This window comes from Paenibacillus sp. FSL M7-1414 (genome assembly GCF_038003195.1).
GTDB classification, from domain to species: Bacteria; Bacillota; Bacilli; order Paenibacillales; family Paenibacillaceae; genus Paenibacillus; species Paenibacillus amylolyticus.
Window position 1 is genome coordinate 5,645,374 of the sequence record NZ_JBBOOS010000001.1, and the last position, 16,388, is coordinate 5,661,761.

Here is a 16,388-nt window from a genome sequence, read left to right on the forward strand (position 1 = left end):
CAGTTGAATCACAAAGACTTGGAAGGATGAAAAGAATGAATCCACTGGCTGAACAGTTGAACGAAAGTATTCAGACAGGCAGCAGTCACGTCTACTCCATGCTGTCACAGCTTGGCAAAGAAATTTATTTTCCTAAAGAAGGGATCTTGAGTCAATCTGCTGAAGCAGCAAGCTTGGCCAAGACCCATAATGCCACGATTGGTATCGCCCTGGAGGGTGGTGTGCCGATGCATCTTCAGGTTATTCAGGAGAAGCTGTCTGCATTCCAACCAAAGGATCTGTATCCTTACGCTCCACCTGCAGGCAAACCTGAATTGCGGACCGTTTGGAGAGACAAGATGCTGAAGGAAACACCTTCTCTGGAAGGCAAAACGTTTGGCAATCCAATTGTAACCAATGCATTAACCCATGGACTAAGTATCGTAGCCGACCTGTTCGCCGATGAAGGGGACGCTGTCATATATCCGGATAAAAACTGGGAAAATTACGAGCTGACCTTCGGAATTCGTCGTCATGGCCAGTTGGTTCATTATCCCCTGTTCGATGATCAGTTGAACTTCAACAGTGAGGGTCTGCTTCAGGCTTTGCTTGATCAAAAGGACAAAGGTAAAGCGATCGTACTGCTCAACTTCCCGAATAACCCAACAGGTTATACGCCTGGAGCCGAAGAAGCAGATGCCATTGTGAACACGATTCTTCAGGCAGCTGAAGCCGGTGTTAACGTGGTTGCTGTAACAGATGATGCCTACTTCGGACTGTTCTTCGAAGATTCCATTCATGAATCCCTGTTTGGCAAACTTGCCAACATTCATCCACGTGTGTTGACTGTAAAAGTGGATGGTGCAACCAAGGAGGAGTTTGTATGGGGCTTCCGCGTTGGATTCATTACGTATGCCCATGAAGATGCAGCCGTTCTGCATGCATTGGAGCAAAAAACACTCGGTATTATCCGGGCAACGATCTCCAGTGGCCCGCATCCTTCCCAGACTTTTGTACTGGATGCGCTCAAAGCACCGGAGTTTGAAGCACAGAAACAGGAGAAGTTCGAGATTATGAAAGGCCGTGCCAATAAGGTAAAAGCCATTCTCGATAGCGGCAAGTATGGAGATGCATGGGACTATTATCCGTTCAACTCCGGTTACTTCATGTGCCTGAAGCTAAAAGAAGTTGGCGCTGAAGAACTTCGAAGCCATTTGCTGCACAAATATGGTGTGGGTACAATCGCGCTGGGTGAATCGGATCTTCGAATCGCCTTCTCCTGTATTGAAGAATCCGGGTTGGAAGATCTGTATGAAACCATCTATCGTGGAGTTCAGGATCTGCGGACGACTTAGTTAAAATACCGCAACAAAGTTACAACAATCTCAGTAGCTCAGGGGAAACAGGATCATGTCTGTACCCTGAATGATATAAGAACCCTTTGTATAACGGCGACGTTTCATGTCACTGAATATACGAAGGGTTCTTTTGTGTTTTACAATTCGCCTGATACTAGTCCATTCACCCCGGACAGCTGCCCAAAAGCTTTAATTTCTGGCTTTACCGGGCATCGGCCCAATCAGCCTACCCCCACAGCACATAATATACGATGTACGCAAGGGCGTGCCAAACAACCACTTGAAAGGGGAATGACCATGTCTGGAGTTGAAGATACAAGAGGCGGTTATGGATGCGGCGGTTACGGCGGAGGATTTACAAACACAGGTGCCATTCTCGTTCTGTTCATCTTGCTCGTGATCATCACTAAATCGTTCCTCTGTTAGTATCAATACACACTTGCGCGAGAATCAAGTGATCTGATTGCAACATTCCATTACAGCACAAAGAAGGGTATTCCGGGACACAGCCCGGCATACCCTTCTTTTGTTATCTTTTGTACCTCTCACTGATGAACCCAATGTAATAATCCGAGTTGGTCAGGTGTCCGATCGTTTACTCGTCTTCTTCTTCCTTCAACCACTTGTTACCTTGCGAACGCCGCATAATCACAATCACCAGTATACCCAAAATAAGTGCTACTCCGGTGACAGTCAGTCCGCTTGCTCCGGCAGCCAGCATAGGCAGCCACATGAGCAATGCAGCCAATGCGTGCAGATGGAATATGAATCCCAACACCTGAGAACGACGACTCTCACCCGAGATTGGATAGATCATAATCCAGAACGATTCACTATGACTGCGACGCAAAGCACCTAACTGAACACCTGCAAGCAACAGGAAGAACAGATACACCCCGACACCAAAGTAGCTGCCTGCTGTCCACCAGGATAGTAACATGCCCAGTACAACTAGGCGTAACACGATTGAGAACACTTCGGTTCGAACAAACGTTTTGGTTATCAAGTAACGGTAAGCTTTCCCTGCATTCCAGGGAAGACCACTCCCCAATTTGCTAAGCCAGCGACGCGAACTTACTTTCTGTCCGGATGAAGGTACATCCACAAACCAGCCAAGCGTCCGCATAACCCTGCCAGCCTGCCCCTGCTCCACCTGAATCAGTCGTTCCCACGCTACCCGATGTTTCACCGGTATACGCAGGGCGACGACGTAGACAACAGCCAGCAACAGCAGGAACCAGACGCTGCGCTGCGGTGGCTGCCACAGCCAAGCGCCAACCGCCAGCACTGCCAGAGCCCATCGCAAGAGACGATATCCTCTTGCTGCCCCAACCTGAACCATTCTTAGCTCTTGCCATGCTCCATAACTGGACAACCCTTTCCACAGCAGCAGGAACACGATGAACCAGCCAAATGGCCGTGCACCCAGATCTGCTCTGACATAGAGCGGCCACAGTGTAACAAACACAAGCAGCAAGCCCAGAGTTTTATAGATGATGCCCCGGGCAAAGCTGTTCTTCAAATACTCCTGCATCCGGTATTCCTGTGGTCGCAGGAACACGATATCTGCCGGAAGCAGATATGTACGATAACTGCTAAACAGCACCAGTGGTGCCAGCAGCAGCAATGCAATCCAGCGAATCGGAAATTCCGCCGGAATATTCTGAACAAACGATGTATACCAGGCGGAGAACGCAATGACGAGAAATAAAAAGACCATCGCTACACCACTCTGGATCACATAACCCAGATAAGGAAGTATTCCGTTCCAGAATCCTGTGCGTCTTTGCTTCCATAGCAGCTTGAGATCCATGCTCAATCCCTGCCTTGTACGAGAGAATAGAACATGTGCTCCAGCGTGGCATCCGATTCCCCGAATTGAGAGCGCAATTCATTCAGCGTCCCTTGAGCAATGACTTGCCCACGGTGCAGAACGATAAAACGGTCACAGTAATTTTCAATCGTGGACAGAATGTGTGAACTGAGTAAAATGGATGATCCCGAAGCTTTCATCTCCAGCATAAAATCAAGCAAGGAGCGGATACCCAGCGGGTCCAGCCCCAGGAAAGGCTCATCAATGATGTACAGTGGTGGTCCTGCCACAAAAGCACACATTATCATAACCTTTTGCCGCATCCCCTTAGACAGGTGAGTCGACAAACTTGTGCTTTTCTCATTCATACGGAACAGTTCAAGCAGTTTCTCCGTACGTTGTTTGAAATCAGCCTCCGACACATTGTACGCTCTTGCCGTAAACTCCAGATGCTCCATCACCGTCATCTCATCATACAGTTCGGGTGATTCCGGTACAAAGGCCATAGCCGATTGGTAGATCTGCGCATCCTCTTCCCGCTTCTTGCCCATCACTCGTACTTCGCCCTGTTGAGGTGTCATCAAGCCGAGGATATGTTTCATGGTTGTACTTTTGCCAGCACCGTTTAAGCCGATTAGTCCGACCATCTCTCCACGTCCAACTTCCAGATCGATGCCGTGAAGGACTGGCCTTTTGGCACTATAACCTCCGCTTAACCCGCTGATTTGCAGAACAGGCGATTGAACGTTTTCCATCTATCCCTGCACCCCTTTCGTCAGATTCTATTCTTCGGAGCGTGGCGTTTTGTCTTTACTCCACTTGGGTGCTCCTTTGTTTTTACGATCCTGGTCGCGCTCCGTGCGGCCTGCATTCCCCGCTGGTTTGCTACCTGCTGGACGCGAATTGGAGATTGTAGCTCGGGTTCCCCCATTACGATTGCCCTGACCTGGTTTGCGATCTCTGGATTGTCCTGGTTTTCTGGAGAACGAATGTCCCTCAGGCCGCGTGTCCGGACGCGGGTCAGCCTCCAGTACTTTACCGCCAAAGAGTACACGTTCTGACAGTTCGATTCCGAGTTCGCGTGCGAATTTACGCATAATAAAGATCTGTGTTTCATCCACAATGGACAAAACGATACCCGAACGTCCCATACGGCCTGTACGACCTGCACGGTGAACATAGTGCTCCGAGTCAAAGGCAGGATCATAGTTAATGACCATTGGCAAGCCTTCGATATCCAGTCCTCTGGCAGCCACTTCGCTGGCAATCAGCAACTGAAGTTTGCCATTACGGAAGGCAGACAATACGTTACTGCGGGTCACTTTGTCAGCATCTCCATACAGCGCAGCAGCGGACAAGCCCAGATGATTCATTTTTGCTTCAACTTCACCAATATCTTCGGTTGCATTCACAAATACGATTGCCCGATCCGGATTGTACTGTCTAACCAGACGACGCAGCATGTCAATTTTGTTACGGTTTTCTTCTACAAAATAATAATGCTCCAGGCCCGCAGCCGTAGCTCGATCCGGTTCAATTCCGATCTGCACAGGCTCTTTCATCTCACGCTTTGCAAGTCCAGCCGTATGCTCATCAATGGTTGCTGACAGGAAGATCAGCTGACGGTCCCGCAATGCGCTCTTAAGTACAAAGTTCACGTCACTTACGCCGCCAAGTTGAAACACTTGGTCCGCTTCATCGATAACAATGGTGGAAACGTTGTGCATTTTCAGTTTTTTGAGTGTAATCAATTCTTTCAGTCGTCCCGGTGTACCCACAACTAATTGCGGATGCTCACGCAGCTTCTCGATCTGACGTTTAGCTGCTGCGCCACCAATCAGACCCAATACGCCGATCTTGCGTTCTTCCGCATAACGCTGTGCTTCTCGCACAATTTGCATCGCCAGCTCTTGCGTAGGTGCAATAATAAGTTTCTGCGTACCTTTGATATCCATTTTGATGGATTGTAACAGTGGCAGCAGATATGCCAGCGTTTTTCCTGTTCCCGTCTGGGATTTGGATACGACATCTCGGCCTTCCAAAATAACCGGGATCGTCTGAGCCTGTACAGGTGAAGGTTCGTTAATGCCATGTTTCGCCAAAACGGCCTCCAGATCCTGTTCCACGCCAATTGAAGCAAATGTTTGATTCGTCATGTATGTCCATCCTTTTAATTTATTCATTTTGATGTTATATAAGTTCAACTAATGAATATTTACACTGACACTACGACGACAGAACAACCTTCCGATCACTGTTATCCCCAGATTTTTTTGATTCCTTTTTTCCAAAAGGAAAAATCCGGGGATAAAGGTGCACGCTTCGCTTCTTCAGGTTATTTCAGTCCTCTCCGTTATTGTGTAAAAATTTAGTTGAACATATAAGTTGCTTGTATAAAACCGAAGCCTGTCATCACATTACCTTTCATTATATGCGAAAAAAGCCCGTGTACCAAATCTTATTCCAGAATTGTATGTATCCACGCCAAAAAAAAGAAAAGCCCCTCGGCGGAGCCTTTCTTTCATTCCGTATATGATGCCTCGTATCACATTTACTTCTGATTCATTACACCGTGCGACAATCGATCTGCAAGACGAGGAAATAGCTGGTACAACCATATGCCAGCAGAAGCAAGTCTTGGCAGATTTACTTCTTCCTTGCGCTTTTTCATCGCCCGAATCATATGACCCGCAACGTCTTCCGGTTTCAACATCATCCAGCGTACATTATTCACATAATTTCCAGATGGGTCAGCCCGATGGAAAAATGGTGTATCAATCGGACCTGGATTAATCGTTGTCACCATGACGCCAGTCTTGCGAAGCTCTTGACGCAGCGCATTACTAAATCCGAGTACAGCATGTTTCGTAGCTGTATAGGAAGCGGATTTGGCTGTACCAATTTTGCCAGCCATGGAGGCCACGTTCACAATCTGACCTTTGCCACGTTCCAGCATTTGTGGAAGCACTGCTTTGGTACAGCGGACAATGCCCATGTAATTAACGTCCATCATCTCATCGAATTCCTGTACAGACATCTCTGTCATCGCTGCGAATTTCCCGTAACCTGCATTGTTCAGCAAAATGTCGATTCGTCCGTATTTATGCAATATCGCATCCACAGCTGCCTGAACCTGCTCACTATCCGTAACATCAAGCGTGAGTAATTCATGCGGCCCTTTCAGCGAGGCACCAATCTCTTCCAGCTTGTCCCGTGAACGGGCAGCCAGAATTGGGATGGCTCCTTCTTCTATCAGCATCTGCGCACACAGCGCACCGATACCACTCGATGCACCTGTGATAAACACTACCTGATCTTTCAGCATCCGTGATGTCCTCCCGTATTGAACACATATTGCCTTTTGAGGCGTATGGTTCTATTCTACGAGATCATGACCTGAATATCCATCTCACCAATGCCGTCCATCAGCAAAGGAATGCTCAGTGCTTTCGTTGCACTAAATGTAGTCAGATGTTCGGACTTCATCACTTGTGGAGGTGTAATATCGACCACAACACCCTGGTTTGACAGGATGGTGCTGGCATTACCACTGATCATATTCCCCAGTTCGGAAATCGCACTTTTGCTCATTTCATCCATTTCTGTAATGACAAATCCACCCATCATCGCAGATACAATTTTCAATGCAACTTGTTCATTAATTCCAAATACAATGTTTCCGCTAAGTTGTCCGGTCATTCCGATCACGATCCAGACATGGTCTGCAATGTACTCTACATTTTTCACGCCAAGACTCCCGGTGGAAGGCGAAACCTGGATGAGCTGTTCGAATACGTTCCGTGCCGATTCCAGGAAAGGATTAATCACTTCCGCTTTCACTGTCTATGTCCCCCTCGCACTGGGTTATTGGTCACACACCAAAAGTCCCATATTCATTAAATTTATTATACTTTATCACGTACAAGAATTCATTAAGAATTCGTTAAACCATGTGTACTATAATTTATCGTCATCCGTGGGGCAAATGTTTATAGCTGATTCTAGCGAATAAACAGCGCTTTTCACTTCTTTTGAAGAAAGCTTTTCGTTCGTTGTGCGTGGCATAAGGCATTTAGGACTTTATTACTGTTTCTCACAACTGTTAAAAAAATCAAATTCTTGTATTCGCGTTTTTTTCACAGTCTCTTGAACTACTTTTGATCCTGATCATTACCTTCATTGCTCTGCTGTCCTGAATCACCTATAATTTAAGATAACGGAACAATGACCAGTTACGGGATTACATCGCACCAAACACTACATAATCAAGAAATTTTGCCTGCAAGGAGGCCACCTATGAACATAAGCCAACTGGAGACACTAATTACCATTTCTAAAACGATGAGCTTCCGCAAAGCGGGAGAACTTCTGAACCTGACCCAGCCTGCCGTCTCGGCCCAGATCAAAAGTCTGGAGGACGAATTCAGCACCGTTCTTGTGGATCGGAACCAACCCGTTACCCTGACAGACCGTGGACAGGTATTCCTAGAGCACGCTGAACGGATGCTCGACATCGTTGATGAGTTGAAACAAAAATTGTCCGATCTTGATGAAACGCCTCAGGGACGTATCGTATTAGGCACAACAACTTCCATTGCTATTCAGATCTTGCCAAGGGTGTTATCCTATTTCCAAGATCAATTCCCGCTGATCAAAACCAGTATCCAGTCCCTTCCTTCATCACAGATCTATACCCAGGTCGAAAATGGTCTGGTTGATATTGGTATCGGTTATCTCACGGAGCGTAATCCCAACCTGAATACATCTGTGCTCTACTATGACACATTTGAACTCGTGGTATCTCCTTCCCATCCGCTGGCAAAGAAAAAACATGCTGCAGTGGATGTGCTCCGGAGTACACCATTGATTCTGCTGTCCCCTGATACCGTAGGACGAAGGTTTACAGAAACGATCTTCAAGAAACATAATATTGAACCTAATATTGTAATGGAGTTGTCGAGCAGCGAAGAAGTGAAACGGATGGTCGAGATTGATCTCGGGGCAGCTGTCATCTCCAAACAATCTGTTGCGCATGAGTTGCGTCAAGGTACATTGCGAATGATACCCTTAAGTGAGCTGGAGGTCAGTCACCCTGTAGGTGTCATCTATAAGTCCAGTCGATACCTTAACTCAGCGATGCAGCAATTCATAAGTGACCTCAAAGGTATGCCGGAAACCCAATTCATCAGTTCAGAATGACAATGAGCCATGAGAAAGGAAGGATTCCATATGAAATTTGATCTTCATACACATCATTTTCGTTGTGGTCACGCAGACGGCAACATCCGCGATTATATAGAGGCAGGTATTAAGGCAGGACTTCAGGCCATTGGTATCTCGGATCATACGCCGTACTTTGGCAGTGAGCTTGAGCAGGCATTTCCACGGATCGCAATGGGTAAGTCGGAATTGCAGCATTATGTGGAAGAAGTCCTTGCTTTGAAAGAAGAGTACGCTGGTAAAATCGATGTGCTGCTCGGCATTGAATCCGACTACTTCCCTGTTCATGCAGAATTGTACCGTACCACACTGGGACAGTATCCTTTTGACTATATTATTGGTTCAGTTCATCATACCGAGGATGTGAGTATCTTCAACAAAACCCGGTGGAAAGGACTGAGCGATGCTCGCAAAGTTGAAGTGAAAGAGAGTTATTATTCATTAATTCGGGAATCGGCTCGCAGCGGTATGTTCCAGATTCTTGGACACATTGATGCGATGAAAGGAAACTATCCACCCTTCTCTGAAATTATCGCTGATCAGGCCATTGATGAAACGTTGCAGGTCATTGCAGAATCCAACGTAGCGATCGAAATTAACACATCTGGCAAAACCAAACTCAGCGGTGGCTGGTATCCCTCAGATGCCATTCTGGAACGCGCCCATCATTATGGAGTGAAGGTGACATTTGGATCGGACGCTCATAAACCACAGCGGGTTGCAGACGAGCTGGATGACGTTCGTACACGTCTCAAGGAGATCGGATTCACCGACTGGGTGTATTTCAAGCAGAAACAGATGCAGGTTGTTCCACTGTAAAATATATAGAACCACAGAGAAACCCCCACAGCGTGAACAAGCGCAGTGGGGGTTTTGTGTTTAATTCTAAATTAAAAATATTATATAAGTTAAACTTAACATTTACACGATAACGGAGAGGACAGAAATAACCAGAAGAAACGAAGTGTTCGCCTTTATGACCGGATTTTCCCTTCTGAAATATGGGAATCAAAAAAATCCGGGTATAACAGCGATCGGAAAGTTATTCTGTCATCGGAGTGGCCAGTGTAAATAATCCACAGTTAACTTATATGGGCAAAAAAAATGAACCCGCTCGCGCGGGTCCCAACAGCATTATCTATTATCAAAAAGGGGGTCATGAGATAAGTTTACCCCCTGTCTGTTAGAGTTCAATTGCAGCTATATTTCAATTGTGTAACAAATGATTGAAGTTCGATTCATTCACGTTTGGCTACTCTTACTCTATGTCATTGCGGCTTGTCAGATACCAGAGTTTGCAGGTCTTTTTCCTGAAGCGGTCTGACGTATTGTTCCCGGTACATACTATACACTTTAACATCCATCAGGGATTCTGATCCCACGTCATCCTCATCATTCAGTCCGAACGAGGGAAGACTCCGCTCATAGGACATCCCTATTTTGCTTAGCACCCGTTGTGAAGATACATTGGCCTCATAACAACGTGCTTCCACCCTCCCCAGATGAAGATCGTCAAATCCAAACTGCAGCAGCCGCTGTACCGCCTCGGTAGCCACACCCCTGCCCCAACAGGACCTGTTCAGGATATAACCAATCTGTGCGGTACCATTCTGATCATTCCAGTGCTGGAATGAGGTGATCCCAATCACTTGTTCCTTGCCTCTCCAGCAGATCCCATAATGTAACGAATCCAGCTTGGCGCTGCTGCTCCGTATCTGGTTCAATAACCGTCTCGCCCGGATTGGCGTGGGCTGGCTTCCCCTATTCACATATCTTATGACTTGAGGATCGGAAAAGAGTTCCGATAATGTGCTGTAATCACTTTGACGTAATGATCGCAGGACAAGCCGCTCTGTCCACAAAGCCGGCAGACCTTGAACCAGCATTTTTCGGGTAAGCATGACAATCGCTCCTTTTGCCTAAACGGGCTCTAGTCCGGTAAGACAAGCATGCTCTGATGATGATCCGGCGTAATACCATTTGAACTGATCCACGAACTTTAGTATTCGCATTTTAGTATTAATATATTGCATCATTCAATTCCTCACGCTAAAAGGCCCAGATGCTGACTACTCCTGCAGCCCGCGATAGATACCCGTACGAATCTCACGAATATAGAAATCCAATGCAGGAACATTCGCCGACTGTGCAACCTGTACTTCTCGCTCAATATCATAAGGCACCCGCACGAATTGAACATTGAACGGGGTATTGTTATCGTTGCTGTCTTCACCCTCCAGAATACAGTAGGAAGCTTGGGGAAGATCGAGTGGATTACCAACACTGCCTGCATTAAACAGTAACTTGCCGTTCATATACTGCAAGTATGCGTTATGCACATCCCCATAACCTACAACATCTGCAACACCTTGCTCAGGCTCATCAGCCGGAGGATCAAACATTGCCAACCTCTTTTCCATCGCGTCCCACGGCTGTACACGATGGTATACACTTTGAGGTGAAGCATGGACCAGACGGATGGTGCGACCGCTCAGTTGAAATTGATGACTGAAGGGTAGGCCCGCCAAGTACGCCAATCGTTCCTCACCCAGCCGCTCTGCTTGCCACGTAAAGTTCTCGTTGTCTTGGTTAACCGCAACCAGTTCATCCCAATTGCCACGGATAACAAGTTCGCACGTCGCTCTCACCTGATCCACAACCTGTACCGGTTCTGGCCCCTTGCCCACGAGGTCACCAAGACAAAAGATTCGCTCCACGCCACGACTTCGGATATCTTTTAACACTGCTTCCCAGGCAGTCATGTTGCCATGAATGTCGGATACAATCGCAATTCTTTCCATCTGGATAACCTCCATTCATGTTCAATCCTTTATGTTTTACATTCATCTTATATTCTTTTATGTGGTTGATCCTTTAAGCTCAAACACCGTTAATTCTGGTCTGCACAGAAAACGAATGGGCAGTTGAGTCATGCCAAAACCACGATTCACATACACCGGCATCTGTGTCTGGGTGGTGTAATATACCCCCTGGACATCCGTGTAATACAACCCTTGAACATACTTGTGTGAACCTCGTGGAGTTGTCAGTGCCCCGAGCCAAGGAAAACGTACCTGTCCACCATGGCTATGACCGGAAAGTTGTAATCCGAAACCATAGGGAGTGGCAATATCGGCATAATCCGGTTCATGCATAAGTAACAATTTCCACACATCATGATCCAAACCCTTGATGGCTTGGGCAGGATCAGGACTGCCTGTAAGTGCGTCATCCAGACCAGCTATGGCCAGACGTTCGCCCCCTTGTTCAATCACCACATGTTCGTTCCGTAACAAAGTGAATCCAGCTTCACGGAACATGGTTGTCACTTCATTCTGCTGTCCGCCCCGATAATCATGATTCCCCAAAACAGCAAATTTGCCATACTTCGCTTTCATGGAGGCGAGTACCGGAATACATTCACGCATCGGCTCTGCTTCCCTCTCAACTATGTCTCCGGTAAAACAAATCAAGTCCGGTCGCTGCTCCTCAATCGTTGTTGCCAGCTTCTTCAGCTCTTTCACCCCGGTATGAAAACCAAGATGGGCATCGCTGAACTGAACTACACGCAAACCCTCAAATGCCTTTGGAAACTTCGGAAGTTTCAGCTCTACTTGCTTGATCTCCAGACGACGCGGTTCCCATAACCAGGCATAACCTCCTGTAAGCAAACTGGCACCCGCTGTCATCAAAACCATGCGCAATAAGAAACTTCGGCGAGAGGGATCATGATCCTTTTCTTCCCCAGGAAACACAGACTCTTCTGCACCTGATGCTTTGTGCGAGCGCTGGGACGGCGAGTTGTTGCTGCCCTGACGCGGTGTCTCTGCCATATCTCCCCCTCCTTCTACGCTCTTAATCCATCCCCTTAGTATATCATATTCTGCATGGGTAGCCCGGTTCCTCTGCTTCATTACAAAAAGAAGCCGGGATCTCCGGCATGTTGCTGCACGGGATCACGACTTCTTCTAAGTTGCAGATTACACTTCTGCACATGTTATGACGAGATTATACACCCAACCAGCGTTTGAACATATGCTTGGTCGTTTGTTTGTTCATTTCGGCAATGGAGGTTGTCAGTGGAATGCCTTTTGGACAGGATTGCACACAGTTCTGTGAGTTACCACAGCCCTCGATGCCTCCGTCTTCCATCAACGCTTCCAGACGATCGTCGGCGTTCATCTCCCCTGTTGGGTGAGCGTTGAACAGACGCACTTGAGACAGTGCTGCTGGACCGATAAAGTCTGTTTTCTCATTGACGTTCGGGCATGCCTCCAGACATACACCACATGTCATGCATTTGGACAGCTCATATGCCCACTGACGCTTCTTCTCAGGCATCCGTGGACCTGGACCGAGGTCATAGGTACCATCGATCGGAATCCATGCTTTTACTCGTTTCAGGGCGCTAAACATCCGGCTACGGTCGATGACCAAGTCACGAACCACTGGGAATGTCTTCATCGGTTCGATACGAACAGGCTGTTCGAGCTTGTCGATCAGGGCTGCACATGCTTGACGTGGCTTGCCGTTGATGACCATGGAGCAGGCACCGCAGACTTCTTCGAGACAGTTGGAATCCCAGCACACGGGAGCAATGGATTTGCCATCTGTATTGACCGGGTTCCGCTGAATCTCCATCAGGGCGCTGATCACATTCATGTTGGGACGGTACGGAAGCTCAAATTCTTCGTTGTACGAAGATGACTCCGGGCTATCCTGACGGGTGATGATAAACTTGACGGTTTTGTTGGCTGTAGCTTGTTCCGCCATATCGTAGTCCCCTCCTCTGGTGACGATGATTGTATTGCTGATGCGCAAAATGGTTTGGTGCACGGGAGACGCTTCGTCAGCGGAATGCCCCTCTGATCGCTGTTATCCCCGGATTTTTTGATCAACCCTCTCCAGGGTTAAAATCCGGTGATAAAGGCGAGCGCTTCGCTTCTTCTGGGCATTTCCGCTTCCTCCGCTACGTCGTGCACTGGGTCACTTTGCTGGAAACTGCACTCCATTCATGCTGGAGGCAGTATTGAAGTGCTGAAGCATCGCTAGACGCTTTGCTTCTTCTGGGCATTGCTGTTTCCTTCGCTACGCCGTGCACGTGGGTTACTTTGCTGCAAACTGCACTCCATTCATGCTGGATGGGCAGTATTCAAGTTCTGAAGCATCGCTAGGCGCTTGCTTCTTCTGGGCCTTTCCTTCACTTTGATGGCAGTAACTTTGAAGAAGCTTTGCTTCTCCAAAGTTGTCCTGCCTCTCCGTTCAGGTGTTTAACTATTCATTACATGAATAGTGTGATACTTCTTAATCCTTGGAGTAATCCCGGATACGTGGTGGGATCAAGGATACGTCTACTGGCTCGTACGAAATTTTCGGGCCTTCCTTCGACCAGCTTGCGATGGTCGTTTTCAGGAACTCTTCGTCATTACGTTCCGTGAATTCCGGTTTGTAATGCGCGCCGCGGCTTTCGTTACGGAGTAGAGCACCGAGAGTCATCGCTTCTGCCAGTTCAATCATGTTCCACAGTTGGCGAGTGAATGCTGCGCTTGGGTTATTCCAACCGGAGCTGTCATACATGTTGATTTTGCCATAACGCTCTTTCAATTCCTTGATCTTGCCAATCGTGGCTTCAAGCTTGTCGTTGTAGCGCACAACCGTCATGTTGGCTGTCATCCACTCGCCAAGCTCTTTATGAATGACATAGGCATTTTCCGTGCCCTGCATTTTCAAGATGCCTTCATATTTGTCGCTCTGTTGTTTGGTGTGTTTCTCAAATACGGAAGATGGGATATCAGCGGACGACTTTTTGAGTCCTTTGATATATTCAGCCGCTTTTGGTCCAGCCACCATACCACCATAGATCGCAGATACCAATGAGTTTGCACCCAGACGGTTCGCACCATGGTATTGATATTCACATTCACCAGCTGCGAACAGCCCAGGAATGTTAGTCATTTGATTGTAATCTACCCACATGCCGCCCATGGAATAATGGACTGCCGGGAAGATTTTCATTGGGATTTTACGCGGGTCATCACCCATGAACTTCTCATAGATCTCAATGATTCCGCCGAGTTTAACATCCAGTTCCTTCGGATCTTTGTGCGACAGGTCGAGATAAACCATGTTCTCGCCGTTCACACCCAGACCCATATCTACGCAGACGCTGAAGATTTCACGAGTCGCGATATCACGTGGAACCAGGTTACCGTAGGATGGATATTTTTCTTCAAGGAAGTACCAAGGTTTTCCGTCTTTGTACGTCCAGATCCGTCCACCTTCACCACGCGCGGATTCAGACATGAGACGTAGCTTGTCATCCCCTGGAATGGCTGTTGGGTGAATCTGAATGAACTCCCCGTTTGCGTAATTTACACCTTGCTGATACACCGCACTTGCCGCTGTACCTGTGTTAATTACAGAGTTGGTCGTTTTACCGAAGATGATCCCCGGACCACCACTCGCCAGAATAACCGCTTCTGCCGGGAAGGTCTGTACCTTCATCGTTTTCAGATCTTGGGCTACGATTCCGCGACAAACGCCTTCATCATCCAAAACCGCCTGCAGGAACTCCCAGTTCTCATATTTCGTAACCAGGCCAGCTGCTTCCCAGCGACGTACCTGCTCGTCTAATGCATAGAGCAATTGTTGTCCTGTTGTCGCTCCTGCAAATGCCGTACGGTGATGCTTCGTTCCCCCGAAACGACGGAAATCAAGCAAACCTTCCGGTGTCCGGTTGAACATTACGCCCATACGGTCCATCAAGTGAATGATGCCAGGTGCTGCTTCGCACATCGCTTTAACAGGAGGTTGGTTCGCAAGGAAGTCACCGCCGTATACCGTATCATCAAAGTGTACCCATGGGGAGTCACCCTCACCCTTGGTATTTACCGCTCCGTTAATGCCGCCTTGTGCGCATACAGAGTGGGATCGTTTAACAGGAACCAGTGAAAATAAATGAACATGGACTCCGGCTTCAGCCGATTTGATCGCCGCCATCAATCCCGCGAGACCGCCGCCCACAATAATTACATTCGTTGATGCCATTGCTGTTCACTCCCTTATAAGTCAGCATTTATACGCTAAATGCTTAAATTAGAACTGTTTTTACTGCGTCAATCATCGAAGTAGCTGTTTGGAAATCAATGCTCCGGAAAGCAAATAGTGAAGCAATAAACATGATGGAAACAATAGCGAACAAGCTCATACATACGTAAGAGGATACACGCTGCGCACGCGGACCAACTGTAATTCCCCAGCTAACGAGGAACGACCACAGACCATTGGCAAAGTGATATGACGCCGCAACCACACTGATCATATATATCGCAAAGGTTATCGGATTCGTCACCGCATCATGTATGACGCCGCCAATCTCTTCATGGGATACATTACCCAGCGCAATCTGTACTCGCGTCTCCCATACGTGCCAGATGACGAATACAAACGTAATAATACCGCTTACCCTCTGTAACGTGTAGCGCCAGTTGCGCTCATTACCGTAACGCCCAACGTTAGGCTTGGCCTGATAGGCAATGTAAAGACCATAAACACCGTGATAGAACAACGGCAACCAGATAAGTAATGCCTCAATTACAATAACAAGAGGCAAACCGTTCAGAAATGCAACGGCACCGTAAAAAGCTTCTTTGCCGCCTTCAACTGCCGTGAAGTTCGTCACCAAATGCTCAACAAAAAACAAACTGAGCGGAATGACGCCAAGCAAGGAGTGCAGCTTTCTGGAGTAAAACCCTTTCATAAAATGTCGATCCCCTTTCGCTAAATACAACGTTTTCATAAATGATTTCACTTATCATGACACGAATCCTTTTCCATGAAAAGGTTCGACAAATTGTTCCGTTTTCCCCAGGTGTGAACAACTTGTGTCACGGTTCATGTTACTCCTTTTTTTCTTATAAGGGAATTGCAATATAATTATTAAATGTTATAACCTATAGGTATAAGCAGTGAAACATTGGGTTTACAGGCTATACAACATGGAAAACGATTGAGCAAGG

The 16,388-nt window shown here is 47.4% G+C and carries 15 protein-coding genes; 4 read left to right on the forward strand and 11 right to left on the reverse strand.

Translation table 11 applies throughout. The features are described 5' to 3' along the window. The first annotated feature begins 35 nt into the window (after window positions 1–35). The gene (locus tag MHH92_RS24700; RefSeq protein ID WP_036673403.1) at window positions 36–1,334 is read left to right on the forward strand and encodes an aminotransferase class I/II-fold pyridoxal phosphate-dependent enzyme; all 1,299 of its coding nucleotides are present in this window, start codon (window positions 36–38) and stop codon (window positions 1,332–1,334) included. A 300-nt stretch (window positions 1,335–1,634) separates the two neighbouring features. Beyond that, on the forward strand, window positions 1,635–1,763 hold the full coding sequence (locus MHH92_RS24705; protein WP_017692471.1) for a hypothetical protein: 129 nt from the start codon (window positions 1,635–1,637) through the stop codon (window positions 1,761–1,763). A 169-nt stretch (window positions 1,764–1,932) separates the two neighbouring features. Here MHH92_RS24705 and MHH92_RS24710 read toward each other — a convergent pair whose 3' ends face one another. The 5 genes from MHH92_RS24710 to MHH92_RS24730 form a co-directional block, all read right to left on the reverse strand. After that, window positions 1,933–3,150, reverse strand: coding sequence for an ABC transporter permease (locus MHH92_RS24710; RefSeq protein ID WP_340906992.1), 1,218 nt, complete (start codon window positions 3,148–3,150; stop codon window positions 1,933–1,935). A 2-nt stretch (window positions 3,151–3,152) separates the two neighbouring features. Then, window positions 3,153–3,905: an ABC transporter ATP-binding protein gene (locus MHH92_RS24715; protein WP_340906993.1), complete on the reverse strand. Its 753-nt coding sequence runs from the start codon at window positions 3,903–3,905 to the stop codon at window positions 3,153–3,155. Between the two features lie 27 nt (window positions 3,906–3,932). Further along, a complete protein-coding gene (locus tag MHH92_RS24720; protein WP_340906994.1) occupies window positions 3,933–5,306 on the reverse strand; it encodes a DEAD/DEAH box helicase in 1,374 nt (457 codons plus the stop codon). A gap of 395 nt (window positions 5,307–5,701) precedes the next feature. Next, on the reverse strand, window positions 5,702–6,475 hold the full coding sequence (locus tag MHH92_RS24725; protein WP_047841269.1) for an SDR family NAD(P)-dependent oxidoreductase: 774 nt from the start codon (window positions 6,473–6,475) through the stop codon (window positions 5,702–5,704). A 56-nt stretch (window positions 6,476–6,531) separates the two neighbouring features. Further along, window positions 6,532–6,990: a chemotaxis protein CheX gene (locus MHH92_RS24730; protein WP_036605799.1), complete on the reverse strand. Its 459-nt coding sequence runs from the start codon at window positions 6,988–6,990 to the stop codon at window positions 6,532–6,534. Window positions 6,991–7,446: 456 nt separating this feature from the next. Between MHH92_RS24730 and MHH92_RS24735 the strand changes: the two genes are divergently transcribed. Then, window positions 7,447–8,349 carry a LysR family transcriptional regulator gene (locus MHH92_RS24735; RefSeq protein ID WP_036605798.1) on the forward strand — a complete coding sequence of 301 codons (903 nt, stop codon included), beginning with the start codon at window positions 7,447–7,449 and terminating at the stop codon, window positions 8,347–8,349. 30 nt (window positions 8,350–8,379) lie between these two features. Beyond that, window positions 8,380–9,189, forward strand: a complete 810-nt coding sequence (locus MHH92_RS24740) for a histidinol-phosphatase (RefSeq protein WP_076253254.1) — start codon at window positions 8,380–8,382, stop codon at window positions 9,187–9,189. Between the two features lie 449 nt (window positions 9,190–9,638). Here MHH92_RS24740 and MHH92_RS24745 read toward each other — a convergent pair whose 3' ends face one another. From MHH92_RS24745 to MHH92_RS24770, 6 genes are all read right to left on the reverse strand, one after another. Beyond that, window positions 9,639–10,271, reverse strand: coding sequence for a GNAT family N-acetyltransferase (locus MHH92_RS24745; protein WP_340906996.1), 633 nt, complete (start codon window positions 10,269–10,271; stop codon window positions 9,639–9,641). Window positions 10,272–10,439: 168 nt separating this feature from the next. Continuing rightward, window positions 10,440–11,171 (reverse strand): metallophosphoesterase family protein, encoded by a 732-nt coding sequence (locus MHH92_RS24750; protein WP_036605796.1) that lies wholly within the window; start codon window positions 11,169–11,171, stop codon window positions 10,440–10,442. 57 nt (window positions 11,172–11,228) lie between these two features. Then, complete coding sequence (locus tag MHH92_RS24755) at window positions 11,229–12,203, reverse strand: metallophosphoesterase (RefSeq protein WP_340906997.1); 975 nt, start codon at window positions 12,201–12,203, stop codon at window positions 11,229–11,231. Window positions 12,204–12,378: 175 nt separating this feature from the next. Further along, the gene (gene sdhB / locus MHH92_RS24760) at window positions 12,379–13,143 is read right to left on the reverse strand and encodes a succinate dehydrogenase iron-sulfur subunit (RefSeq protein WP_036605794.1); all 765 of its coding nucleotides are present in this window, start codon (window positions 13,141–13,143) and stop codon (window positions 12,379–12,381) included. A 531-nt stretch (window positions 13,144–13,674) separates the two neighbouring features. Then, window positions 13,675–15,417, reverse strand: coding sequence for a succinate dehydrogenase flavoprotein subunit (sdhA, locus tag MHH92_RS24765; protein WP_036673387.1), 1,743 nt, complete (start codon window positions 15,415–15,417; stop codon window positions 13,675–13,677). Window positions 15,418–15,460: 43 nt separating this feature from the next. Next, complete coding sequence (locus MHH92_RS24770) at window positions 15,461–16,129, reverse strand: succinate dehydrogenase cytochrome b558 subunit (RefSeq protein ID WP_036605792.1); 669 nt, start codon at window positions 16,127–16,129, stop codon at window positions 15,461–15,463. Between the last annotated feature and the right edge of the window lie 259 nt (window positions 16,130–16,388).